Source organism: Bradyrhizobium hipponense (assembly GCF_008123965.1).
GTDB lineage: Bacteria > Pseudomonadota > Alphaproteobacteria > Rhizobiales > Xanthobacteraceae > Bradyrhizobium > Bradyrhizobium hipponense.
The window spans coordinates 13,183-38,093 of the sequence record NZ_VSTH01000043.1; the positions used below are offsets into that span (position 1 = coordinate 13,183).

Here is a 24,911-nt window from a genome sequence, read left to right on the forward strand (position 1 = left end):
CACGATAGGCCAGTGCCGCAATCGGCACCAGCCTCCGTGCACCAATGACGATTACTCGACGGGATGGCCGATTGCAGCCCCGAGCTCGCGCAGCAGGCGATCGGATACCTGACCCGTGACCTGCATCTTGTGCTCGCGCTCGAACTTCTGGATCGCGGACTGGGTCTCGCCGCTCATCGTGCCCGTGACCTTCAACTGGCCATAGCCATATTCGGACAGCGCACGTTGCACGCCGGAGATGCGCCGCGCAGCGGGGCTTTGCTGCACGGGGATCGGCGCCGGTGGACGCGCCACGGCGACGGAGGGCGATGTCGTGGCCTTGACCAGATTGGTCATGGGATCGCCGGATCGCGGCGTCGACGCGGTGGCCTCGACGGGCTTCTCGGCCGCTCTTTCGGCAGGTTTGGGCTCAACGCGGAACTCGGTCGCCTTCGGCTCCAGCGGCGACGTATCGGCGCCGACGGGGCGCGGGCGTGGCAAGGGATTCGGCTGCGGAACGGACGACGGCATGGGAAGATTGATCACGGTGCCGAACATCGGCGCCGGATGCCGGCCGGTCTGAAGGAACAGCGCATTGGCGACGATCGCGCTGACGGCCGCGACGGCGACGAGCCCGGCCAGCGTGTCCTTGGGGCTGTGCAGCAGGATCCGCATCACCAGATTGCGCTCAGTCTCGACATCGATGACCGCAGCCTTGGCGCCACGGCGGCGCGGAGCAGCTTCATCCTTTGCAGACTTCTTAGGCACTTTTCTTCACCAGAGCAGGTTGGTCTTGAAGTTGGTCTTGTTCCTGACGCAGCACCGGCGTCAGCGTAGCGATCTTGTTTTCGGCCGCCTTCCTGTCGGGCGTCTTGGCCTCCGGCGGCGTGTAGACGAGCGGCAGTCTGACGGTGACGGCAGTGCCCTCGCCGAGCCTGCTTTGTACCGTCAATTCGCCGAGATGCAACGCCACCAGATTCTTCACGATGGAAAGTCCGAGGCCGGTGCCTTCGTGGCGGCGCTGATAGGTCTTGCCGGCCTGAAAGAACGGGGCGCCGATACGCTTAAGATCGTCCGGCGCGATTCCGACACCGGTGTCGCTGACGCGCAGCGTGAGCTGCGAACCCGATACCGCCGCGTTAACGGTGACCTGACCGCCGCGCTCGGTGAACTTGATGGCGTTGGCAACGAGGTTGAGCACGATCTGCTTGAAGGCGCGCGGATCGCCGGTCATCACCGGCAAATCCTGCGGCGCATCGGTGATCAGATCGATGCCGTTTTCCCGCGCCTTCAGCGCCAGCAGATTGCAGCAGTGCATGAGCGAGGCGCGCGGCGCGAACGGCTCCGACGCAATCTCGAAATTGCCCGATTCCATCTTGGACATGTCGAGAATGCCGTTCACGACGGACAGCAGATGCTGGCCGGAATCGTTGATGAGCTGGGCATATTCCTTGCGCTGAGCCGCCCCTAACATCAGGGTCTGCTCCTGCGCAATCATCTCGGAGAAGCCGATGATGGCATTGAGAGGCGTACGCAGCTCGTGGCTCATGGTGGCGAGGAACCGCGTCTTGGCGGCGTCGGCCGACTCCGCGGCGCTACGCGCCTGATCGAGAGCCTGCTCTCCAAGCTTGCGATCGGTGACGTCGCGCATCACGGCGACGACGTCGACCTCGCCCACGAATTTCCGGTCAAGATTCTGCCGGTCAAGATTCTTGCGACCCGGATCCAGCTCGAGCGGCCGGCAGCGCATCTCGACCCAGATAAAGTCGACCTGACCGCGCTCAGGAGCGGCCTTTTCCTGGCGCAGCCGGAATTCGACGCTGCGAACGTCGCCGCGCGCAGCGTCCGATAGCGCAGTGAGATAAGCCGGGCGATCGGCGACGTGGACGCGGTCGAACAGACCGTGGCCGAGCAGCCGGGCGACGGGCAAGCCGAGCATGCTCTCGACCGCAGGCGAGATGAACTGCACCGCGCCGTTGCGCTGATGCCGCGAAATGACGTCGCTCATATTGCGCGCAAGCAGGCGATAGCGGTCTTCTTCGCGCGACAGCAGCGCAACGCTGGTGCGCGCAAGCGACTCCGCACCGAAGGCGAGGCCCGCTGCGTAGAGCGTCGCCGACGCGACGCCGAACGCCATCAGCACGCCGCGTTCTGCGGCGCTGGTGTCGCCGGGCAACCAGCCGAGCTGGCTGACGAGGATCAGGATCCCCGCACAGGACAGCGCAAGCAGCGAGGCGAAGGCCGCGACGCGGCGCGAGGCCGACAGCGCGGCTTCCAATGGAACCACGACCAGCCAGATCGCAGCGAACGATTCGATCCCGCCGGTCGTGGCCGCGATCGCCATGATCAGGCCCGCGAGCGCCAGCGACGACAATACATGCGCACCTTCGTAGCGGCCGGTGCGCGACAGGAACCAGGACAACAGGATCGGCGCGATCAGCCAGGCGAAGGCGGCAACCTCGATCGCGCTCGGCGCGCCGCGCATGGCAAGATAGACCGGAAATGCGGCAAACGCCGCCAGGCTTCCGAGCAGCCTCGGCGCCATGAAGGCACGATGACGCGCCCGCGTCAGCGCATCGTAACGCGCGGAGGGATGCAGCAGTGCATCGAGACAATCGCGGATGATACTCAAAACTGTCACGGGTCTCGCGCTTCGGCTCAATCGTCTGGAAGACGCGCCAGAACGCCTCCTTATCGTTGAGCCACCGTGTCAGAGCGACCTTAAACGAGTGCTAAGGCCGTCCGGCCTGCCGTCGAACCCCCGCGCAATCACGCACCATTTTAGATAATTCGACGAGGTCTTCATCGGGGATGGTGAACACAGGGTTTCGCGCCCGGCGTCATGGTTTCGAATTGGTAGACGCGCGCGAGCGGACGATCACGGGCGGCGCGTCAACCGAAAATTTACGAGGCTGCCGATTGCAAGGAATTTTGCGCAAATTTTCCGTGAATTAAGCGGAAGGCAATCACTTGCGATTTATCGAGGATTGCTGGGTCGAACGCCTGCGGGGATCGCCGCAGCGGGATCTAACATACAGGTCGCAAGATGCGCTTTCTGCTCCGCATCACATTCTGGCTCGGGCTGGTGCTGGTGCTCCTGCCGCGGGACAAGACGCCCGAATCGGACAAGCTGCCGCAGATCGGCGCCGCCGATGCGGTGCAGGCTGCGACCGCGGCCGTCTCCGACGTCAGCCAGTTCTGCAAGCGCCAACCGGCGGCCTGCGAGGTCGGCGGTCAGGCCGCGACCATCATCGGCCAGCGTGCGCAGGACGGCGCGCGCAAGATCTATCAGATCATCAACGACAAGAAAGAGCACATCACCAACGACAAGAACGACAAGAACGACAAGAGCGATAAGAGCGACAAGAAGGCGCCCGACCACACCGGCTCAATCGCGTTGGCCGGCGACGGCGACACCGCATCGAGCGAGACGCCGCGCGATACCCTAACCCAGGACGACCTCGCGCTGGAATGGCGCGGGCCGCAGGGCGCGAATTAGGGCCCAAACCCTATCGATTTCACGCGCCTGCATCCCTATATTGGGCTGAACGGGAACCCAGGCCAGCATGACGACGATCGACGAAATCAGGGACAATTTCGAGCTACTGGACGAGTGGGACGACCGCTACCGGTACGTCATCGAGCTCGGCCGCACACTGGAACCGATGCCCGAGGCCGAGCATTGCGCCGCAAACAAGGTGCAAGGCTGCGTCAGCCAGGTCTGGCTCGCCAGGCATGTCGAGCGCGATGGCGGCGCGCCGGTCCTGAAATATCGCGGCGACAGTGACGCCCATATCGTGCGCGGGCTGGTGGCGATCGTACTCTCGCTCTATTCTGGCCGCACGCCGCAGGAGATTCTCGCGACCGACGCCCTCGCGGTGTTCGATGAGTTCGGCTTTCGCGATCACCTGACGCCGCAGCGCTCGAACGGACTGCGCTCGATGGTCGAGCGCATCAAAGCCGATGCGAAAGAGGCGCTCGTCGAGGCCTCCTGAAGACCCTCCTGGTGAGCACTGCGTAGGGTGGGCAAAGCGAAGCGTGCCCACCGCTTTGAGCGCCATCAATGAATGCTGGTGGGCACGGCGCAAGAGCGCCTTTGCCCACCAACGAATCTGCCGAACGCCGGCTTATGACAAAGCCCGACTACTTCCGCTTCCGCTGCTGCTGCCCCAGTCCCATCTTCTTCGCCAGTTGCGAGCGCGCCACCGCATAGTTCGGCGCGACCATGGGATAGTCGGCCGGCAGGCCCCACTTCTCGCGATATTGTTCCGGCGTCATGTTGTACTGGGTGCGCAAATGGCGCTTGAGCGACTTGAACCGCTTGCCGTCTTCCAGACAGACCAGATAGTCCGGCGCAATCGACTTCTTTAGCGAAACCGCCGGTTTCGCCGGCTCGAGCGGTGCCGCTTCCGTGCGCCCCGACGAGACCCGCACCAGCGCGCCATGCACCTGGCTGATGAGGTTCGAAATCTCGGCGGCCGGCGTTGGATTGTTGCTGAGGTAGGCCGACACGATGTTCGCCGTCAGCTCGATGAAATTCTTAGCCCCGGCATCCGACATGGACCCGACCTTTCTCCGCCTTGCGTCTGTCGCATCGGATTGACGACGCCAAAGTATTCCGTGTCAACAATACGTTCGGCTGAACCGTGACGACTGACCAATATGAGCCGATGACTGGTGAAGCTGTACGAAGACGACGCTTTACTTGGCCTGCGGGCTGCTCAAGACCGCTGGTCGAGATGCGCGCGCAGCTCGTCGATCGAGGCAAAGCGCATCATGCCTTCGGGCATCTGCGCCTCGATCGAGCCGTCGGAATAGAGCGAATAGGCCATGCCATCGACAACGCCGGATTTCAGCACGGTGACCTGCGGCTGCTCGGCCGGCGGTAGCTCCGGTTCGGGCTGAGGCGGAGCGGGCTCGAAGGTCGAGGGGGTACGCGGCGGCGGGCGCCGCGCCACGGCCGGCTCCGATGGCCGGGCACGGTCCTGCTTCGGCCAGGCATCATCGAAGCTCGCAGGCGGGACCTCCGGCGCAGCAGGCTCCCCGGACTCTTCAGGCAGTTGCGGCGGCAGGCTGTCCGTCCCTTTCGCCTGCGCGCGCTCGCGCTCCTTGCGCGAGGTCGAGGCGAACAGCAGATTGCGCCGGCGCGGTACTTCGGCCACCGGCGGAGGTGCTTCCGGCTCTGCTGGGACCTCGCCGCGCGGCCGCTCGCGAGCGGCTGCTTCGCTCTGCCACGGCGGCGGCGCGGCGGTCGATGGCCGCGGTGGTTCGACTTGCATCGCCGCAGCAGGCGTCGGCTCGGTCGCACCCGGCACAGGCATCGCGAGCCCCGAGGGCAGTACCGGCCGGACCCGAACGTCGGATGGCGCCGTCGAACCGGCCAGCCGGCGAGCGATGCCCTTCAGCTCCAGCGCCACGACGTGAAGGCCGACCAGTAACATCCCGGAGCAGACGCCGATCGTGCCTGAGATTATGAGGGTACTGCCGAGGCTGAAATCCCTGACGGTGTAGCCGAAAAGGACCGCAAGGAGGCCCGCCACAACGGCGACGATCCCCGCGATCAGCAATGCCAAGATCATCTAACCCACCCCCGGCCGCACACCCACACGCGACACCCGTTACGCTACGATACCGTCATACTGTGTTCCTCGCCAACGTCCAATTGTGGGCAACGTTCCTAAAGGAAAGGATATCAGTGACTTATTCACATTCCCTTCAGCTACGGCCCGCTAGCTATGGTGTGCTGTGGAGTTTCCCGGGTTTGCTGCGTCGCACAGGAATTTAGCCATAATGCCCAATTACTTGGTAATGGAACTGCGCTATAGGGAGACCGGGGTTGAGGCCCATGCGCACCAGCAGGGCCAAGAGGGGTTTCCGGGTCACCAATAGCCATGACATCCATCACGACTTCGGCGATCGATACGCCTCTGCGGCGCTCGATCGAACGGACTTGCGACGATCTCGCCATGCTGGTGCTGGCCGCGGTCGCCGTCACCGCGGGTTTGACCTTCCGTGACTACGGGCTCGGCTGGGACGACTACACCCACGCCGAATACGCCGACCTGCTGCTGCGCATGTTCGGTTCCGGCTTCAAGGACACCGCGGCGCTCTCCTTCGCCAACCTCTATATGTACGGCGGCGGCTTCGACCTGGTCGCGGCCCTGCTGCACAAGATCATTCCGCTCGAGCTGTTCGAGACGCGCCGTCTGGTCGGCGCCGTCGTCGGCGTGATCGGCCTTGCCGTGACATGGCGGCTCGGCCGCCGCGTCGGCGGTCCCCTTGCGGGTCTTGCCTCACTTCTGCTGCTCGCGCTCTGCCCGATCTTCTACGGCCACATGTTCATGAACCCGAAGGATGCGCCCTTCGCGGTCGCCATGATCATCCTGATGCTGGGCCTCGTCCGGCTCGCCGAGGAATATCCGCAGCCTTCGCCGCGCACGATCCTGATTGTAGGGCTCGGCGCCGGTCTGTCGATCGGCTGCCGCATCCTCGGCGGGCTCGCGCTGGTCTACGCCATGATCGGCTTCATCCCGCTGTTCCTGGAGGAGCTGCGCACCGAGGGCCTTCGAGAGTCGGTCCGCCGCTTCGCCCATGTCGTCTATATCCTGCTGCCCGGCCTCGTGCTCGGCTACCTCGTGATGGGGCTGATCTGGCCCTGGTCGATCATGGAGCCCGGCAATCCGTTCGAGGCTTTGACCTACTTCTCGCACTTTTTCGAAAAGCCCTGGAAGGAGATGTTCGACGGCGCGATCGTGTCCGTGCCCGACATGCCCTGGTCCTATCTGCCGACGCTGTTCGCGCTTCAGCTTCCGGAGGTGATGCTGGTGCTGATGGTCGGCGCCGTGGTCGGCACCTTCGCACTGCTGCCGCGACCCGAGGTCTCGGGGCGCCGCAAGACCATCCTGCTGATGCTGACGCTCGCAGCGACCCTGCCGCTCGCGATCGCGATGGTGAAACGGCCGGCGCTCTACAACGGCATCCGCCATTTCGTCTTCGTGATTCCGCCGATGGCAGTGCTCGGCGGCGTCGCCTTCGGCTGGGTCATGGAGCGCCTGCGCGCCACCCACCGCACCTGGCAGCCGGTCGTGCTCGCCACCTTCTGCTTTGGGCTGGCGCTGTCGCTCGCCGAGATGATCCGGCTGCACCCCTATCAGTACACTCATTTCAACCACATCGCCGGCACCGTGCGCGGCGCCGACGATCGCTTCATGCTGGACTATTGGGGCCTGGCGCTGAAGCAGGCCTCCGACGAACTGCGCGAGCAGCTGATCGAGCGGCAGGAAGTCGCGCCGGGCAATCGCAAATGGAAGGTCGCCGTGTGCGGCCCGCAGCGCCCGGCACAGGTCGCGCTGGGGCCCGATTTCACCATCGGCTGGGATTCCAATGCGGCCGATTTCGCAATGACGCTCGGCGAGTTCTACTGCAAGGGCCTTACCGCGCCGGTCATGGTCGAGATCAAGCGCGACGACGTCGTGTTCGCCCGCGTCTACGACATCCGCGGCCGCAGCATTTCCAGCCTGCTATCGATCCCGGCGCCGTAATATTCTTCTTCGCCGTAGTGCCGTAGCCCAGATGGAGCGAAGCGCAATCCGGGGACCGGTCCCGCATTACGCTCCGCTCCATGCGGGCTACGCTGAACTGCCGCGCGCGTTCCACGCCTTGCTGGCAGGCTGCGGCAAGACTAGGCTCCCTCCCCGCAACAACGATGTTCGGAGAGATTTGCCATGTCGCCAGCGGAAGCGCGCCTGAAAGAAGTGCCGTCGAACATGACGGAGGCCGAGTGGCAGCAACGGATCAATCTGGCTGCCTGCTATCGTCTCGTCGCGCTCTACGGCTGGGATGATCTGGTCGACACCCACATCTCCGCGCGCGTGCCCGGTCCCGAACATCACTTCCTCATCAACCCTTACGGGCTGATGTTCGACGAGATCACGGCGTCGAGCCTGGTCAAGGTCGACCTGCACGGCAACCAGCTCTCCGAGAGCGAGTACAGCATCAACCCGGCCGGCTTCACCATCCATTCGGCGATCCACGAGGTCCGCGAGGACGCGATCTGCGTGCTGCATCTCCACACTCTCGATGGAACCGCGGTGTCGAGCAGCGCCGAAGGCCTGTTGCCGCTGAACCAGACTGCGCAGCTCGTCACCCACGATCTCGCCTATCACGACTATGAAGGCATCGCCCTCGACCATGACGAGCGGCCCCGGCTCCAGAAGGATCTCGGCGACCACAATCACATGCTTCTGCGCAACCATGGCACGCTGACGGTCGGCCGCTCGGTCGCCTCCGCCTTCGAGCGCATGTATCACCTCGAGCGCGCCTGCTCGATGCAGGTGCGCACGCGCGCGCTCGGCACGCCGGTCTATCCGGTCGAGGATATCGCGATCGACAAGAATACCGAGCTGCTCGCCAACCGCGACCGCGCCGAGCTGCGCGCGACCAATCTGGTGTGGCCGCCGCTGCTGCGCAAGCTGGACCGCGAACTTCCGGGCTACCGGTCTTGAAATTTTCGGGATTTTGTGTAGGGTAGCTGCAACACCCTCTACACGTTCTGGAATGAAACGCCGCCCAATTCCGGGCGGCGTTTTTGTTTTGGGGCGTCATTGCGAGGAGCCCTTGCGACGAAGCAATCCAGACTGTCTCCGCGGAGAGAATCTGAATTGCTTCGCTGCGCTCGCAATGACGAGGAAGGAGTCTTCGTAGGGTGGGCAAAGGCGCGCTCTTAGCGCGCCGTGCCCACCATCTTGCAGATCGCTCGGCAAATGGCGGGCACGCTTCGCTTGGCCCACCCTACGGCACCGCGCCTACTTCACCTCCGCCAGCACGGCGAGGATGCGGGCCCAGGAGCGGATGCCCTTCTGGAAGCTGCGGAGGTCGTATTTCTCGTTCGGCGAGTGGATGTTGTCGTCGTCCAGCCCAAAGCCGACCAGCAGCGAGTCCAGCCCGAGGGTGCGCTTGAAGTCGGCGACGATCGGGATCGAGGCGCCCGACCCCATCAGCACGGTCTCCTTGCCCCATTCCTCGGTCAGCGCCGTCTTGGCGGCGGCGAGCGGCTTCATGTTCCAGTCGAGGGCGATCGCAGGCCCGGCGGAATGGTCGCCGAACTCAACCTTGCAGTCTCCGGGGATGCGCGCCGACACGTAATCGCGGAAAGCCTTGCGGATCTTCTGGGGATCCTGCCCTTCAACCAGGCGGAACGACACCTTTGCCGATGCATGCGACGGGATCACCGTCTTCGAACCTTCGCCGATATAGCCGCCCCAGATGCCGTTGACGTCGCAGGTCGGACGCGTGGAGGCCTGCTCGACCAGCAGGCGGCCCTTCTCGCCGGCCGGGATCGACAGCCCTATCGGCTTGAGGAACGTCTCCGGCGTGAAGTCGAGCTTCTTCCACTGCGCTAGGATGTCCGGCGGCGCATCCTTCACGCCGTCATAGAAGCCGGGAATGGTGATGCGGTTGTCGTCGTCGAACAGTCCGCCGAGAATTTTGGTCAGTACCCGGATCGGATTCATCGCCGTGCCGCCGAACACGCCGGAATGAAGGTCGCGATTGGCGGCCGTGATCTTTACCTCTTCGTAGAGCAGGCCGCGCAGCGAGGTCGTGATCGCCGGCGTGTCGCGGTCCCACATGCCAGTGTCACAGACCAGCACGTAGTCGGCCTTGAACTCGTCCTTGTTGGCTTCGATGAACGGCACGAAATTCTTCGAGCCAACTTCCTCCTCGCCTTCGATCAGGAAGGTGATGTCGATCGGCAGCGAGCCCGTCACTTTCTTCCAGGCGCGGCAGGCCTCGACGAAGGTCATCACCTGTCCCTTGTCGTCCTCGGCGCCGCGCGCGACGATGATCTTGCGGCCGTCGGCGTGGTCGGTGACAACAGGTTCGAATGGCGGACGATGCCAGAGATCGAGCGGATCGACGGGCTGCACGTCGTAATGGCCGTAGAACAGCACATGCGGCCGCCCGCCCGCGGCGGTCTTGCCGACGACGGCAGGATGGCCGGCCGTCGGCCTCACCTCGGTCGCGACGCCGAAGCTTGCAATGTCCTTGGCCAGATGCTCGGCGGCCGCTATGCAATCAGCGACGAACGCGGGATCCGCGGAGATCGACTTGATCCGCAACAGCGAGAACAGACGCTCGAGGCTGTTGTCAAAGTCCTTGTCGATGTGGTCGAGCACGGATTGCAGCTGGGCGTTGGTCATGGTCGTATTCCCGTCGTTTGAGGCACAAGAAATCGGGGTCTCAAGTTGGTTGGAGTTTTAGCCTTGCCGCCGCGTCGGAGCTAGTCGCAACCGGCGGATGCCGGATATGCCAGGCGAGTGCGACGGCGAGAACGGCCGTCGCGACGAGGTTGTTGCCCCAAGCCTGGAGCACATTGGGAAACCAAGGCAGCGACAGCAGCATGAGAATGCCGGCGGCGCCGAGGGCTAGCCAGGTCCCGAGGCGCACCTCCGCCCGCTCGTCAAATGCGGCGCGATGCATCAGCACTGTGATCGGCAGGTACAGCCACATGAAGTAATATTGCCGCGCCAAGGGCGTGGCGACCGTCATCAGGCAGAACAGGATGCCGAGCTCCTCGGCATCCGAGCGCGCCGTACGCCGCGCTTGCCGTGGCATGACCGCAACAAAGCCGAGCCCGAGCAACGCCGACACCGCGAGCACGATCCAGTTCGCCGTCCCATAATCGACGTCGATGACATTCATCGTGCGCGGCGGCTTGTTGGGATCTTCCTGATTGTAGTTGATCGGCCGCACCAGACGGTGCGTGACCGCAATGAGGGACTGGTTGACCCACGACCAGTTCTGCTCGTCGCGCTGGCCAAAGCCCTTTTCCGAGCTCGTTCCGATCATGCCCTTATACCAGGTCGCAAGTTCGGCCGCGTTGCGCTCGAAACCGCGGATCGGCGCCGGCACGACATAGAGCAGAATGCCGGTGAAGGCGATCGTGCCGACGACCGCAGCCCAATTTCGACGCCAGACCAGATAGGGCAGAACCGCGACCGGAAACACCTTGATGGCGGTGGCGAGCGCGAACACGAAGCCCGCAAGCCAGGGGCGTTGACGCTGCAAGCTCCAGAAGCCGTAGAGCATCATCGCCAGCAACACGAGGTTCGGCTGACCAAGGTCGAACATGTCGAACACGAAGGTCACGGTGACCAGAGCCGGCAGCGCCTCCAGCCAGCGGCCGGGCGTGTGGCCCGATCCGGTCATGGCATTGGAGAACATCCCCGTGTACCACCATGCCACCGCATTCAGGATCGACAGGACGATGTAAAGCGGGAGCTTGCCGAACCAGCTCGGAATCGCCAGCAGGATCGCCGGCGGAGGCGGATAGATGAACTCGAAGTACTCACGGATGTCGCCGGGATAGAGCGGCTTGCCCTGCAAGACCTGCTGCCCGGCCCAGTACCACAGTCCATAATCCTTGGTCTTGCCGTGGCCGAAGATCTCGGGAACGAGCACGTCAGCGGTCAGAAGGATGCAGCAGAACAGGAAGAGAAGATCGAGCGGCGCGCGCAGCGACAGGGGTCTGAGCGCGCCGGGTTTGGCAAAGGTCGTGGTTGGGGTCACTGTGTGGTCCAATCAGGGGACCTAGGACCTAGCAGACCGATGGACGCTTGGAGAGCCCCCTTCACCCGAATTTGTACCGATCGACCACGCAAGCTCTCTCCAAGCCGTCGAGGATTGCGGACCAATTGCCTCAAACAGGGCTTGCTGCCTACCTCCGCAGCAATCCGCCGAGCGCACCGCGGACCAGCGTACGGCCGATCGAGCCGCCGAGCTGACCGCCGACGGATTTGCCGAGGTTGGCTGCCATCCCGCCGATCACCTGATTGGTGACCGATCGCGTCACGTCGCGCGCAATGACCTGGCCGGCCGACAAGCGGCCGCGCTTGACGTTGGTGCCGAAGATGGTGCCGACGATCGAGCCGATCTGGCCGAGGATGCCGCCGCCGCTTACGCTTGCCGGACCGTCTGCGGTGACCGCGGTGCCGGCGAGGCGCTTCTGCAGGATCTCGTAAGCGGATTCTGCATCGACGGCGGCGTCGTATTTGCCCTTCACCGGGCTAGCATCCATGATCGCCTTGCGTTCTTCCGGCGTGATCGGCCCGATCCGGGCCGATGGCGGCCGGATCATCACCCGCTCGACCATCGCTGGCGTGCCGTTGCCTTCGAGGAAGGACACCAGCGCCTCGCCCTTCCCGAGCTCCATGATCACCTTGGTGGTGTCGAGCTTCGGGTTGGGCCGGAAGGTCTGGGCTGCGGCGGCGACTGCCTTCTGGTCGCGGGGGGTGAAGGCGCGCAGCGCGTGCTGTACCCGGTTGCCCAATTGCCCGAGCACGCGGTCGGGCACGTCGATCGGGTTTTGCGTCACGAAATAAACGCCGACGCCCTTGGAGCGGATCAGGCGCACCACCTGCTCGATCTTGTCCATCAGCGCCTTCGGCGCGTCGTTGAACAACAGATGCGCCTCGTCGAAGAAGAACACCAGCTTCGGCTTGGGCGGGTCGCCGGCCTCGGGCAGCTCCTCGAACAGCTCCGACAGCATCCACAACAGGAATGTCGCGTAGAGCCGCGGGCTCTGCATCAGCTTGTCGGCGACGAGGATGTTGACGATGCCGCGGCCGTCACGGTCAGTCTTCATGAAATCCTTCAGCGTCAGCGCCGGCTCGCCGAAGAATTTAGTGCCGCCCTGGTTCTCCAGCACCAGGAGCTGGCGCTGGATGGTGCCGACGGTGGCCTTGGTGACGTTGCCAAAACCCTGCGCCGCTTTCCGAATGGCGGCAAGCGGATCGTCCGCCGCGTCCGGTCCTTTCTTGCCGCTGTCGGGCACGATGGCGTCCAGCAGCGCCCGCAGATCCTTCATGTCGATCAATGCGAGACCATTGTCGTCGGCGACGCGGAAGGCAACGTTGAGCACGCCCTCCTGTACGTCGTTCAGATCGAGCATGCGCGCGAGCAGCAGCGGCCCCATCTCGGTGACGGTCGCCCGCACCGGGTGGCCCTGCTCGCCGAACACGTCCCAGAACACCGTCGAGAACTGGTCGGGCTGGAACGTCAGCCCCATCCCGGTGGCGCGCTTGACGATGAAGTCCGCGGGCACGCCGACCTCGGAGATGCCGGAGAGATCGCCTTTGATATCGGCGGCGAATACCGGAACACCGGCGCGCGCAAATCCTTCCGCCATCACCTGTAGCGATACCGTCTTGCCGGTTCCGGTTGCGCCGGTGACGAGGCCGTGGCGATTGGCGAGCGCCAGCGTCAGCCAGGCCTGCTCGTCTCCCTTGCCGACGAAGATCTTGTCGTCGGTATCGCCGAGCTTGCTGTCCTGTGCCGTCATCTATTTTCTCTGATCTCTCTGCGATGTTTCGCTTATCGAAACTCGCGTGCTCCAGTTCCGTAGTTTAGCGCATGTCGCCTGTCGATTGAAACCGTTCAACGCGTCCTGGAGATGCGACATTGTCGGAGAACGAGTGGATGACATCCGCCGAAAGGTGGAACGACGGGTTCGCACCGCGGCATTTTGTTGCCGATTTCGTCTCCGCTCTTGCAACGCTGCAACACTTGCCGCGCGTTCGAAGATGAATCGCGGCATCGCGTGCGTTCCTCGCTTGTATTTCACATCGCTCCGGCTCAAGATCATTTTTCGAAAGTAATACTCCGGATGAAGACCGGCTGAGGGGCGGGGCTTATGGACGAGTTGATCGGGCGGCTGGCGACGAACGCCAGCATGGATAGTGCTGTCGCTGAAAAGACGGTCGGCATTATTCTGGGCTTCCTCCGCAGCGAGGGTCCGTCCGATAGCGTGCAGGCCCTGATCGACCAGATTCCAGGTGCAGAAGCGGCGATCGAAGCGTCCAAGAGCGGCGGCGGACTGTCACGGCTGATGGGCGGCGGCCTGATGGCCGTCGGCACGCGCCTGATGGGCCTGGGGCTCGGCATGTCCGAGATTCAGAACGTCGCCCGTGAACTTTTTCGTTTCGGCCGAGACAAAATCGGAGCGGATCGGATGGGCAAGATCATCGCGGGGACGCCGGGCCTCGGCCAGTTCGCCTGAGGCGCGCATTTCATACCGAGTATCATGACATATCCGATCTCCGAGATTGACGGCCTGTCCGCCTTTGCCGCCGGCCAACTGAAGGCTCAGGGTATTCGCACCACCGATGCGCTGCTCGAGGCGGCCGGCACCGTGAAGGGTCGCAAGACGCTCTCCGCCAAGACCGGCATCAGCGAGCAGCTGCTGCTGGAATGGGCCAACGTCTCCGACTACATGCGCATCCCCGGCATGGGCAAGGCCAAGGTCGGCCTGGTCCGCGCCGCCGGCGTCACCACCGTGCGCGAGCTCTCCTATCGAAACCCGTCAAGGCTCGCCGCGAGCATGCGGGAAGCCAACGAGAAGAAGAAGCTCGTCCGCATCCTTCCTTCCGAGAAGTCGGTCGGCGACATCATCGCCAAGGCCAAGAAGCTGCCGCCGAAGATCACGTATTAGGTCCGCCGTTCGCTGCGTAAGAATCTTGGTAACACCTCCTCAGTGTCGTCCCGGCGAAGGCCGGGACCTATAACCACAGGGAGCAGTTCGGCGAAGACCCGTCGTTCGGTACTCCGACCTTCCGCAAACGATAGATTCCGCGGTATGGGTCCGGCTTTCGCCGGGACGACGCTCGGGAGCTAGCGTGCCACTGCTTCCACACTCGTCATTGCGAGCGCAGCGAAGCAATCCAGAATCTTTCCGCGGAGACAGCCTGGATTGCTTCGCTGCGCTCGCAATGACGGAGTGTGGGCAGGAGCATCGCTCCCTCACAAGCTCCGGAGCGCATCGGAGCGTCCGGCAACGCCATCCCGTCTTGACTCCCCCTTCCCGACCGCGCAAAGCCAGCGGCATGAATGCCTCGCCTTCCCCATCCGTCCCGGCGGCCGGCTCGGCCGGGACCGACGTGCTGCGGACGCTGCTGGAACGGCCGATTCCGGCGGTGATGGGCGTGCTCAATGTGACCCCGGATTCCTTCTCCGACGGCGGCGAGTTCATCGCGCCCGAGCAGGCTCTGGCGCGGGCGCGGGCGATGATCGAGGCCGGCGTCGACATCATCGATATCGGCGCCGAGTCCACCCGGCCCTACAAGGGGGCGCAGCCGGTCACGGCGGCCGACGAGCTTGCCCGACTGAAGCCGGTGCTGGCCGAATTGGTGGCGCTCGGGGTGCCGGTTTCAATCGACAGCATGAAGGCGGAGGTCGTTGCCTTCGCGCTCGACCAGGGCGCTGCGATCGCCAACGACGTCTGGGGCCTCCAACGCGACGCCGGCATGGCGCCGCTGGTGGCCGCGAAAGGCGTGCCCGTCATCGTCATGCACAACCGCGACAGCGTCGATGCCGCCATCGATATCATCGCAGACATGAAGGCGTTCTTTCAGCGCTCCCTCGAGATCGCCGCAAAGGCCGGCGTCGCACGCGACAAGATCGTGCTCGATCCTGGCATCGGTTTCGGCAAGACCGCCGAGCAGAGCATGACCGCGCTGGCGCGGCTGCGCGAATTCGACATGTTCGGACTGCCGATCCTGGTCGGCGCCTCGCGCAAGCGCTTCATCGCTTCGGTGTCGCCATCGGAGCCGAAAGACAGGCTCGCCGGCTCGATCGCGGCGCATCTGATCGCCGCGCAGCGCGGCGCAAAAATCATCCGGACCCATGATGTCGCCGAGACCCTGCAGGCCCTGCGGGTGGCGCACGCAATCGAGAGCAAGCAATGACCGATACGATCTTCGTGACCGGCCTGTCGATCCATGCTCGCCACGGCGTGATGGATCACGAAACCGAAGTCGGCCAGCGTTTTGTCATCGATCTCGAACTCTATACCGACCTGTCGGAGCCTTCGCGCACCGATCGGCTCGCCGATACAGTGTCCTACGCGGAAGTCGTGGCGACCACGACGGCGGCGTTCAAGAACACCAACTACAAGCTCTTGGAGCGCGCGGCCGGCGCGGTCGCCGACGCCATCCTGTCGCACTTCCCGCGCATCCGCGCCGTGAAGGTCACCGTGCACAAGCCGCATGCGCCGATCGCAGCGATCTTCGACGACGTCGGCATCATGCTGACGCGCGCGCGGCACCCCTGACATGGCGAGCGTCCTGATCGCGCTCGGCGGCAATGTCGGCGATGTCCGCGCGACGTTCGGGAAGGCGATCGCGCAAATCTGCGGAATGGCGCAGGCGGCGCTGATCGCGCGTTCCTCCGACTATGCGACGCCACCCTGGGGCGATGAAGACCAGGATCCCTTCATCAATGCCTGCATCGAGATTGAGACAAGCCTCGATCCACACGCGCTGCTTTTCGTGATGCAGAAGGTCGAGCAGAAATTCGGCCGCACCCGGGCCAAGGAGCGGCGCTGGGGACCGCGCACGCTCGATCTCGATATGATCGCCTATGACGATGTCAGTTTGCACAAGCCGGACCTGACCTTGCCGCATCCGCGTTTGTTCGAGCGTGCCTTCGTGCTGGTGCCGCTGGCCGAGATCGCGCCCGACCGCGTGATCGGCGGCATCCGTGTTCATGACGGGCTTGCCAGCGTCTCGACGCAAGGCATTGAGCGGCTTCCGGATACCGGTTAACCAAAAACAACCGTTTGCAGGGACGGCCGGCCGTGGCAATTTCGCCTGTGAACAACAAGATTTTGGGAGCGCTCCGCCGCATGACCTCCGTGACTGACGATCTGCCGCTGGCGGCCGATTTTCCCAAGGCGACGGTCGAGGACTGGCGCAAGCTGGTGGATGGCGTGCTGAAGGGCGCGCCGTTCGAAAAGCTGGTCGGCAAGACCTATGACGGGGTGAGGATCGATCCGCTCTATCCGCGCGCCACAGGCGTTGCACCGGTGGTCGGACGGCCCGCGGCGGCGCCATGGCAGATCATGCAGCGGATCGACCATCCCGACGCGGCCGCCGCAAACGCGCAGGCGCTGACCGATCTCGAGAACGGCGCAACGGGTCTCGCGCTGGTGTTCGCCGGCAGCAATGGCAGCTACGGTTTCGGTCTGGAACCGACGGCCGATGCGATCGCAAAAATCTTGAAGGACATTCATCTCGACGCCGGTATCGGCCTTGATCTGCAGATCGGCCCGCAGTCGCGAATGGCGGCGATCCATGTCGCGGAATATGTGAAGAGCCGCGGTCTCGATCCTGCCGCCTGCGACATCCGCTTCGGACTGGATCCGCTCGCCGCGGGCGCGGTGTGGGGCAACAGCCCGTATACTTGGGAGGAGATCGCTCCTGCCGCCACCGGCGCTATCAAGGGCCTCGCTGCGCTCGGCTTCAAGGGGCCGTTTGCGTCCGCCGACGGGCGCGTGATCCACGATGCCGGCGGATCGGAGGTGCAGGAACTCGCCTTCGTGCTCGCCTGCGGCACCGCCTATTTGCGCGCGATCGAAGGCGGCGGTGTTCCGCTGGAGCAGGCGCAGGGCATGGTCTATGCGCGGCTTGCGGCGGACGCCGATCAGTTCCTGACCATGGCGAAGTTCCGCGCGCTGCGGCTGCTGTGGGCACGCATCGAGATCGCCTGCGGCTTGACGCCCAAGCCACTGTTCATCGCCGCGGATACCGCCTGGCGCATGCTGACGCAGCGTGATCCCTATGTGAACATGCTGCGCGCGACCATGGCGACGTTTGCGGCGGGGCTTGCCGGCGCCAATGCGATTACGGTGCTGCCGCATACGCTGGCGCTCGGGCTGCCCGATCCGTTCGCGCGGCGTGCGGCGCGCAACACGCAGCTTGTGCTGCTCGAAGAGAGCAACCTCGCCAAGGTCAGCGATCCCGCCGCCGGCTCCGGCGGCATCGAAACGCTCACCGCGCAGCTCTGCGAAGCGGCTTGGGCTCTGTTCCAGGAAACCGAGAAGGCCGGCGGCGCCTTCGCCGCGCTCCAGCAAGGCGTGTTACAGAGCAAGGTTGCTGCCACGCGCAAGGCGCGCGAGGCCAATCTCGCAAAGCGCCGCGACGTGCTGACCGGTGCCAGCGAATTTCCGAATTTGCATGAGCGGGAGACGGTGGTGCTGAAGGCGACGCCGATTGCGCTCGCACCCTACGGCGAGCAAAAATACAAGTTCGATGCGCTCTCCCCGACGCGGCTTGCGGAACCGTTCGAGGCGCTCCGCGACAAGTCGGATGCGATGTTGAAGGCCGGCGGCGCGCGGCCAAAGCTGTTCCTCGCCAATCTCGGCACACCCGCCGACTTCACCGCCCGCGCGACGTTTGCCAAGAGCTTCTTCGAGACCGGCGGCATCGAGGCCATCGATACCGATGGCTTCGACAATCCGGCCGAGCTAGCCGCTGCGTTCAAGGCTTCCGGCGCCGCGCTCGCCTGCCTTTGTTCCAGCGACAAGATCTATGCCGGCCGGGCGGAAGCCGCCGCACAGGCCCTGCAAACCGCCGGTGCACGACATATCTATCTGGCAGGCCGCCCGGCCGCGGCCGAGGCGGCGCTGCGTGCCGCCGGCGTCACCGGCTTCGTCTTTGCCGGTGCCGATGCGCTTGCGACGCTGCAGGACGCCTATCGACGGATGGAGCAACCATGACCGAAGCGGGCCAACCAGTTCTTACCGGCGGCTGCCAATGCGGAGCGGTGCGCTTTGCTGTCTCCACGGCACCCGCCAAGATCAGCATCTGTCATTGCCGGATGTGTCAGAAGGCGACTGGCGCGCCGTTCGCCTCCTATGCCGACATCGAGAAAACCGACTTTGCATGGACCAAGGGCACGCCGTCGGCGTTCCAGTCCTCCTCGATCGCAATGCGCGATTTCTGCGCTGCCTGCGGCACGCCGCTCAGCTTCCGCCGCATCGACGGCCCTCGTATCGAGATCATGACCGGCACCTTCGACCGCCCGGATCACGTGGTACCGACACGGCAATATGGAACCGAATCCCGGCTCGGCTGGGTCGTAGGTATCGCCAACCTGCCGAGCCAGACTACGCAGCAGAACTACGGACCGGAGAAGATGGCAACCATCGTCAGCCATCAGCATCCGGACCATGATTGAGCGCCTCACGCGCAGCTATGATACGGTTGAAACCATGAGCCGCATTCCGAACTTCGCCGATGTCGCTTTCGAGCGCACCACCAGCGCCGCGCCCGCCGGCCACGCCGAGCCATGGCTGACGCCCGAGGACATTCTGGTGAAGCCCGCCTATGGCGAGGCTGATCTCGCGGGGCTCGATTTCCTCGAGACCTATCCGGGCATCGCGCCTTACCTGCGCGGCCCCTACCCGACCATGTATGTCAACCAGCCCTGGACCATCAGGCAATATGCCGGCTTCTCCACGGCGGAGGATTCCAACGCCTTCTACCGCCGCAACCTCGCGGCCGGACAGAAGGGCCTCTCGGTCGCGTTCGATCTCGCCACGCATCGCGGCTATGACAGCGATCACCCGCGCGTCGGCGGCGACGTCGGCATGGCCGGCGTTGCGATCGATTCCATCTACGACATGCGCACGCTGTTTGCAGGGATTCCGCTCGACCAGATGAGCGTGTCCATGACCATGAACGGCGCGGTGCTGCCGATCCTGGCACTGTTCGTCGCGGCCGCTGGCGAGCAGGGCGTGCCGCCGGAAAAACTCTCGGGCACCATTCAGAACGACATTCTGAAAGAATTCATGGTGCGCAACACCTACATCTATCCGCCCGCGCCGTCGATGCGGATCATCTCGGACATCTTTGCGTACACCTCGCAAAAGATGCCGAAATACAATTCGATCTCGATCTCCGGCTATCACATGCAGGAGGCCGGCGCGACGCAAGACCTCGAGCTCGCCTATACGCTGGCCGACGGCGTCGAATATCTGCGTGCGGGTCTCGCCGCCGGGCTCGACGTCGACCGCTTCGCGCCACGCCTGTCGTTCTTTTGGGCGATCGGCATGAACTTCTTCATGGAAGTCGCCAAGATGCGCGCGGCGCGGCTGCTCTGGGCCAAGCTGCTCAAGCCTTTCAATCCGAAGGACCCGCGCTCGCTGTCGCTTCGCACGCATTGCCAGACCTCGGGCTGGTCGCTGACCGCGCAAGACGTCTTCAACAATGTGATGCGCACGACGGTGGAGGCGATGGCGGCGACGCAAGGTCACACCCAGTCGCTGCACACCAACGCACTCGACGAGGCGCTCGCCCTGCCGACCGACTTCTCCGCCCGCATCGCCCGCAACACACAGCTCTTCCTGCAGCAGGAGAGCGGCACCACCCGGATCATCGATCCCTGGGGCGGGTCGTACTATGTCGAGCGGCTGACGCGCGATCTCGCCGCGAAGGCGTGGAGCCATATCCAGGAGGTCGAGGAGCTCGGCGGCATGGCCAAGGCGATCGAGGCCGGCGTGCCGAAGCTGCGCATCGAGGAGGCCTCGGCGAAGACGCAGGCGCGCATCGATGCCGGCAAGCAGGCGGTGATCGGCGTCAACAAGTACAAGCCGACGGACGAAGCTCCGATCGAAATCCTCAAGGTCGATAACACCAACGTTCGCCGGCTCCAGATCGACAAGCTGGCGCGGCTGAGATCCGAGCGCAACCAGAAGGACGTCGACGCCGCGCTCGCCGCACTGACGCGGTCCGCCGGCGAAGGCAACGGCAATCTGCTCGCGCTCGCCATCGACGCGGCACGGGCGAAGGCGACTGTCGGCGAAATCTCCGACGCGATGGAAAAGGTGTTCGGCCGGCACCGTGCCGAGATCAAGTCCATCACCGGCGTCTACAAGCGAGAGGCGTCCAGCATGGGTAACCGGGTCGAGAAGGTTCAGGCGCTGATCGATGCCTTCGAGGAGGCGGAAGGACGCCGGCCGCGCATCCTGGTCGCCAAGATCGGCCAGGACGGCCACGACCGCGGCCAGAAGGTGATCGCCTCCGCATTCGCCGATATCGGCTTCGACGTCGACATCGGGCCGCTGTTTGCCACCGCAGATGAAGCCGCCCGCCAAGCGGTCGAGAACGACGTCCACATCCTCGGCGTCTCCTCACTCGCCGCCGCCCACCTCACCGCAGTACCGGAATTGAAGGCAGCGCTGAAGAAGCAGGGCCGCGACGACATCATGATCATCGTCGGCGGCGTCGTGCCGCCGCAGGACTACGACGCGCTCTATGCGGCCGGCGCCGAGGCGATCTTCCCGCCCGGCACCGTGATTGCGGACGCAGCCGAGGAGCTGATCCGCAAGCTGAATGCAAGGCTCGGGCATAGCGAGGCGGCGGAGTAATTCCGCCGCCGCTCGACATCCGTGAGGGCTGACGTGAGAGACCATCGTGCAACGGCACGCGCGGGACTGCTTCTTCGTACCATCGCGATTCTCTCTGCGGTCACCGCGATCGGAACAGCATCGCCTTCCCTCGCCGCCGATCCCAAGCCCGACGCCGTCATCAAGACCAAGAGCATCGAAGCGCGCGTTTTCCTCGACGACAGGATCAAGACCGATGCGCCGCTGGCGGCAGATTGTCTCGCCGAAGGCAAAAAGTGGCTCGACAAGAACGCGGCCGAAGCCGCCGCCTCGCGCAAGCAGGATCCGCAGTTCTTCAAGGACGGTGGCTGGGACTTTGAACGCAAATATGCGATCCGCTCGGTGGTCGCCGATCGCTATGTCAGCGTCCTGCGCAACGACTACATGGACACCCACGGCGCTCATCCCAACTCGGACGTGAACACGATCCTGTGGGACAAGACCGAGAACAAGCGCATATCGATCCGCCCGTTCTTCACCGAGACGACCGATAACGGTCCGACGATGAAGGCGATGGTGAAGGCCGTGATTGCTTCGCTCAAGATCGAGAAGAAGAAGCGCGATACCAGCGAGACTGCAACCGACGAATGCTTCAAGGAGCTGAAACCGAGCCTGCTCAAGATCGGCGCGTTAACGCTCGCGCCGTCGACCGAGGCAGGCAAGAGTTCCGGTCTCACCTTCCACTACCCGCCCTACGCGGTCGGCCCTTACGCCGAGGGCGAATATGTCGCCTTCGTGCCGTGGGAACAGCTGAAGCCATATCTCACCCCGGAAGGCGCGCGCATCTTTGGCGGTGCGCGGCCGAAGGGCGATGCGGACGAGGCTCAGTGATTGCCGTAAGCTCGAAGGAGCCCCTTTGCGCACAGCGCCGTCGGGCTGCTGCTTGCGACATCAGCGCAAAGCCGCATAGAATGTCACATTAGCAAGAGCCCGATTCCCGAGGGCGCCGCCGGGAAAATTGATGTCAGGAATTACGCGCCGCACCTTCGCGGCCTCTTCTGTGGCTACGGCCGCGTCTGCTCTTCTCACGCCTGCGCGCGCGCAAGCCTATCCGGCGCGGCCGGTGAGCTTGATCGTGCCCTGGGGTGCGGGTGGCGGAACGGATGCAACCGCGCACATCGTCGCGACGCTCCTGGAAAAGGAGCTCGGCCAGCCGTTCAATGTCGTCAACCGCACCGGCGGGTCCGGCGTCGTTGGCCACACCGAGATCGCAACCGCGGCGCCGGACGGCTACACGATCGGCATGCTGACGGTGGAAATCTCGATGCTGCATTGGCAGGCCTTGACGCATCTGACGCCGCGGAACTTCACAGCCCTTGCGCTGATGAACGAAGACCCGCCGGGCATCCAGGTCGCTGCGTCCTCGCCCTACAAGACGGTGAAGGAGCTCATGGATGCCATCAAGATGGCGCCGCCGGGAAAGTTCAAGGCATCGGGCACGGGGCAAGGCGGCATCTGGCATCTCGCGCTCGTCGGCTGGATGCAGGCGATGGGATTGCCGGCGAACCAGGTCTCGTGGTCGGCGTCGAATGGCGCAGCACCGGCCATGCAGGATCTCGTCGCAGGCAGCCTCGATCTCACCACCTGCTCAGTGCCGGAGGCGCGGACCACCATCGAGGCCGGTCAGGCGCGGAGCCTCGCGATCATGGCGCCTGAGCGCAATCCGATCTTCGCCGGCGTCCCGACGCTGAAAGAGGCGCTTGGCGTCGACTATTCCACTAGCTCATGGCGCGGCATCGGCGCCCCCAGGGGCATGGCCCCGGAGGTCGCCACAAAGCTGACCGCGGCCTTGAAGAAGGTGTACGACTCCGCCGAGTTCAAAGACTTCATGACCAGGCGCGGCTTCGGCACGGTGTGGCGCGATGCCAGTCAGTTCGCAAATTTCATGGACCGGGCCGATGCCCAGATGGGGCAAGCCATAAAGGCAGCCGGTTTTGCCAAGGGTTGAATCAGAAGGCCTGATTTGACGCGTCTTCCCGAACGCCCGACCCGCGGCAACACCCGTTGAGCTGAGGGGCCCTCGCCTGCTCCCTCCGGCCGTTGTAAAGCATGGCATGGTTGAGAAGAAGGCTCCGCTGAACATCAAATCCCTCGCCCGTGACCTCCGCGCAGGCCAGCGGGCGGCGCTGGCGCGCGCCATCACGCTGGTGGAGAGCCGGCGCGGCGACCACCAGGCGCTGGCGCGGGAGCTCGTGCAGATGCTCTTGCCGGATACCGGCAAGGCGGTCCGCGTCGGCATCACCGGATCGCCCGGCGTCGGCAAATCGACCACCATCGACGCGCTCGGCACTTACCTGATCGACCAGGGCCACAAGGTCGCGGTGCTGGCGGTCGATCCGTCCTCGGTGCGCAGCGGCGGCTCGATCCTCGGCGACAAGACCCGGATGGCGCGGCTGTCGGCCTCAGACGACGCCTTCATCCGCCCCTCACCATCCTCGGGCACGCTCGGCGGCGTCGCGGCCAAGACCCGCGAGGCGATGCTGCTGTGCGAGGCGGCCGGCTTCGACGTCGTGCTGGTCGAGACGGTCGGGATCGGCCAGTCCGAGACCGCGGTCTGCGACATGACGGATTTCTTCCTCGCCTTGATGCTGCCGGGCGGCGGCGACGAGCTCCAGGGCATCAAGAAGGGCCTGGTCGAGCTCGCCGACATGATCGCGATCAACAAGGCCGACGGCGACAATCTCAAGCGCGCCAACATCACGGCGGCCGACTATCGCAGCGCGCTGCATATCCTCACCCCCCGCTCCGAGCACTGGCATCCACCCGTCGAAACCTATTCGGCGCTGACCGGCGCCGGCATCGCAAAGCTCTGGCAGAAAATCCTCGACCACCGCAAGGCGATGAACGCATCCGGCGATTTCGCCGCGCGGCGGCGCGAGCAGCAGGTGAAGTGGATGTGGTCGATGCTGGAGCAGCGCATGCTGGCGCGTCTGCGCAGCGAGGCGCCGGTCCGCAGCAGGGTCAAGAAGATCGAGGCCGAGGTGGCCGACGGCCATCTCACGCCGGCGCTGGCCGCCGAGCAGATTCTGGAGTTGCTGCAATGAGCGACAAGCTCCGCATTCTCCTCACCGGCTTCGGACCGTTTCCTGGCGCCCCGCATAATCCGACGCAGCCGCTGGTGGCGCGGTTGGGACGACTGCGCCGACCGGCACTCGACGATGTCGAGATCGCGAGCCACATCTTCCCGGTCACCTATGCCGCTGTCGACCGGCAGTTGACGGAGGTGCTCGCTGCGCACAAGCCGGACGCATTGTTGATGTTCGGCCTCGCGGCGCGGACCTCGTACCTTCGCATCGAAACCCGCGCGCGCAATGCCGTCACCATGCTCTGGCCCGATGCCGCCAACACTCGCTCGAGCAAGCGCGGCATTGCCGGCCATGCGGATGCGATGACGTTCGGCCCGCACACGGCAAGGCTGCTGCGCGCAGCGCGCCTCACCGGCATCGATGCGCGCCCCTCGCGCGATGCCGGCGCCTATCTCTGCAACTATCTGAGCTGGCGCGCGATCGAGAACGTGAAGGCCGGCGGGCCACAGCTCGCGGCGTTCATCCACATTCCCCTGCTCGCGCGTGGTGGCGCGTCGCGGCGCAAAGGCGCGCCGCGGATCACGCTGGAGGAACTGGTGGATGCCGGCGAGGCAATGCTGATGGAGATGGTGCAGCTGGCGCGGAAGGGGCGTACTTCGTAGGGTGGGTTAGTCTTACTGCGTCAT

23 protein-coding genes are annotated in these 24,911 nt (G+C 64.5%); 16 read left to right on the forward strand and 7 right to left on the reverse strand.

Annotated features, from left to right (window positions below):
* Positions 1 to 51: 51 nt before the first annotated feature.
* Together FXV83_RS13170 and FXV83_RS13175 are read right to left on the reverse strand one after the other, a co-directional pair.
* Entirely contained in the window at positions 52 to 747 is a 696-nt protein-coding gene (locus FXV83_RS13170) for a peptidoglycan-binding domain-containing protein (protein ID WP_148739605.1), read from the reverse strand.
* Positions 740 to 2,620 carry a sensor histidine kinase gene (locus FXV83_RS13175; protein ID WP_187435866.1) on the reverse strand — a complete coding sequence of 627 codons (1,881 nt, stop codon included), beginning with the start codon at positions 2,618 to 2,620 and terminating at the stop codon, positions 740 to 742. Before FXV83_RS13175 ends, FXV83_RS13170 begins: the two co-directional genes overlap by 8 nt.
* 405 nt (positions 2,621 to 3,025) lie before the next feature.
* Between FXV83_RS13175 and FXV83_RS13180 the strand changes: the two genes are divergently transcribed.
* Positions 3,026 to 3,478 carry a DUF5330 domain-containing protein gene (locus FXV83_RS13180; protein ID WP_148739607.1) on the forward strand — a complete coding sequence of 151 codons (453 nt, stop codon included), beginning with the start codon at positions 3,026 to 3,028 and terminating at the stop codon, positions 3,476 to 3,478.
* A gap of 67 nt (positions 3,479 to 3,545) precedes the next feature.
* The gene (locus FXV83_RS13185) at positions 3,546 to 3,974 is read left to right on the forward strand and encodes a SufE family protein (RefSeq protein WP_148739608.1); all 429 of its coding nucleotides are present in this window, start codon (positions 3,546 to 3,548) and stop codon (positions 3,972 to 3,974) included.
* Between the two features lie 148 nt (positions 3,975 to 4,122).
* Here the strand turns inward: FXV83_RS13185 and FXV83_RS13190 are convergent, their stop codons facing one another.
* Both FXV83_RS13190 and FXV83_RS13195 read right to left on the reverse strand, forming a co-directional pair.
* Entirely contained in the window at positions 4,123 to 4,539 is a 417-nt protein-coding gene (locus FXV83_RS13190; RefSeq protein ID WP_148739609.1) for a Ros/MucR family transcriptional regulator, read from the reverse strand.
* Between the two features lie 161 nt (positions 4,540 to 4,700).
* Positions 4,701 to 5,558, reverse strand: a complete 858-nt coding sequence (locus FXV83_RS13195) for a DUF308 domain-containing protein (protein ID WP_148739610.1) — start codon at positions 5,556 to 5,558, stop codon at positions 4,701 to 4,703.
* Positions 5,559 to 5,870: 312 nt separating this feature from the next.
* Here FXV83_RS13195 and FXV83_RS13200 point away from each other — a divergent pair, with 312 nt between their 5' ends.
* The gene (locus FXV83_RS13200; RefSeq protein WP_148739611.1) at positions 5,871 to 7,520 is read left to right on the forward strand and encodes a glycosyltransferase family 39 protein; all 1,650 of its coding nucleotides are present in this window, start codon (positions 5,871 to 5,873) and stop codon (positions 7,518 to 7,520) included.
* A 183-nt stretch (positions 7,521 to 7,703) separates the two neighbouring features.
* On the forward strand, positions 7,704 to 8,483 hold the full coding sequence (locus tag FXV83_RS13205) for a class II aldolase/adducin family protein (protein WP_148739612.1): 780 nt from the start codon (positions 7,704 to 7,706) through the stop codon (positions 8,481 to 8,483).
* Positions 8,484 to 8,783: 300 nt separating this feature from the next.
* On the opposite strand, the gene FXV83_RS13210 is transcribed toward FXV83_RS13205, so the two are convergent.
* The 3 genes from FXV83_RS13210 to FXV83_RS13220 form a co-directional block, all read right to left on the reverse strand.
* Positions 8,784 to 10,178 (reverse strand): M20/M25/M40 family metallo-hydrolase, encoded by a 1,395-nt coding sequence (locus tag FXV83_RS13210; RefSeq protein WP_148739613.1) that lies wholly within the window; start codon positions 10,176 to 10,178, stop codon positions 8,784 to 8,786.
* A gap of 40 nt (positions 10,179 to 10,218) precedes the next feature.
* Complete coding sequence (locus FXV83_RS13215) at positions 10,219 to 11,547, reverse strand: glycosyltransferase family 87 protein (RefSeq protein WP_148739614.1); 1,329 nt, start codon at positions 11,545 to 11,547, stop codon at positions 10,219 to 10,221.
* A 148-nt stretch (positions 11,548 to 11,695) separates the two neighbouring features.
* Positions 11,696 to 13,318 carry a helicase HerA-like domain-containing protein gene (locus FXV83_RS13220; protein WP_148739615.1) on the reverse strand — a complete coding sequence of 541 codons (1,623 nt, stop codon included), beginning with the start codon at positions 13,316 to 13,318 and terminating at the stop codon, positions 11,696 to 11,698.
* Positions 13,319 to 13,669: 351 nt separating this feature from the next.
* Between FXV83_RS13220 and FXV83_RS13225 the strand changes: the two genes are divergently transcribed.
* The 12 genes from FXV83_RS13225 (at position 13,670) to FXV83_RS13285 (ending at position 24,887) form a co-directional block, all read left to right on the forward strand.
* The gene (locus FXV83_RS13225; protein ID WP_148739616.1) at positions 13,670 to 14,035 is read left to right on the forward strand and encodes a DUF2267 domain-containing protein; all 366 of its coding nucleotides are present in this window, start codon (positions 13,670 to 13,672) and stop codon (positions 14,033 to 14,035) included.
* 24 nt (positions 14,036 to 14,059) lie between these two features.
* Positions 14,060 to 14,467, forward strand: coding sequence for a DUF4332 domain-containing protein (locus FXV83_RS13230; protein ID WP_148739617.1), 408 nt, complete (start codon positions 14,060 to 14,062; stop codon positions 14,465 to 14,467).
* A 391-nt stretch (positions 14,468 to 14,858) separates the two neighbouring features.
* Positions 14,859 to 15,719 (forward strand): dihydropteroate synthase, encoded by an 861-nt coding sequence (folP, locus tag FXV83_RS13240; protein WP_148739618.1) that lies wholly within the window; start codon positions 14,859 to 14,861, stop codon positions 15,717 to 15,719.
* On the forward strand, positions 15,716 to 16,084 hold the full coding sequence (gene folB / locus FXV83_RS13245; protein ID WP_148739619.1) for a dihydroneopterin aldolase: 369 nt from the start codon (positions 15,716 to 15,718) through the stop codon (positions 16,082 to 16,084). Before folP ends, folB begins: the two co-directional genes overlap by 4 nt.
* A 1-nt stretch (position 16,085) precedes the next feature.
* Positions 16,086 to 16,577: a 2-amino-4-hydroxy-6-hydroxymethyldihydropteridine diphosphokinase gene (folK, locus tag FXV83_RS13250; protein WP_148739620.1), complete on the forward strand. Its 492-nt coding sequence runs from the start codon at positions 16,086 to 16,088 to the stop codon at positions 16,575 to 16,577.
* Between the two features lie 80 nt (positions 16,578 to 16,657).
* Complete coding sequence (locus FXV83_RS13255; protein ID WP_148739621.1) at positions 16,658 to 18,529, forward strand: methylmalonyl-CoA mutase family protein; 1,872 nt, start codon at positions 16,658 to 16,660, stop codon at positions 18,527 to 18,529.
* Entirely contained in the window at positions 18,526 to 18,990 is a 465-nt protein-coding gene (locus FXV83_RS13260; RefSeq protein WP_148739622.1) for a GFA family protein, read from the forward strand. Before FXV83_RS13255 ends, FXV83_RS13260 begins: the two co-directional genes overlap by 4 nt.
* Before the next feature lie 34 nt (positions 18,991 to 19,024).
* Positions 19,025 to 21,181, forward strand: a complete 2,157-nt coding sequence (gene scpA, locus FXV83_RS13265; protein WP_148739626.1) for a methylmalonyl-CoA mutase — start codon at positions 19,025 to 19,027, stop codon at positions 21,179 to 21,181.
* Between the two features lie 81 nt (positions 21,182 to 21,262).
* A complete protein-coding gene (locus FXV83_RS13270) occupies positions 21,263 to 22,030 on the forward strand; it encodes an RsiV family protein (protein ID WP_148739627.1) in 768 nt (255 codons plus the stop codon).
* 130 nt (positions 22,031 to 22,160) lie between these two features.
* Positions 22,161 to 23,147 carry a tripartite tricarboxylate transporter substrate binding protein gene (locus FXV83_RS13275; RefSeq protein WP_148739623.1) on the forward strand — a complete coding sequence of 329 codons (987 nt, stop codon included), beginning with the start codon at positions 22,161 to 22,163 and terminating at the stop codon, positions 23,145 to 23,147.
* 106 nt (positions 23,148 to 23,253) lie between these two features.
* Positions 23,254 to 24,243, forward strand: a complete 990-nt coding sequence (gene meaB, locus FXV83_RS13280) for a methylmalonyl Co-A mutase-associated GTPase MeaB (RefSeq protein WP_148739624.1) — start codon at positions 23,254 to 23,256, stop codon at positions 24,241 to 24,243.
* A complete protein-coding gene (locus tag FXV83_RS13285; protein WP_148739625.1) occupies positions 24,240 to 24,887 on the forward strand; it encodes a pyroglutamyl-peptidase I in 648 nt (215 codons plus the stop codon). The genes meaB and FXV83_RS13285 overlap by 4 nt, the downstream gene beginning before the upstream one ends.
* Positions 24,888 to 24,911 lie beyond the last annotated feature (24 nt).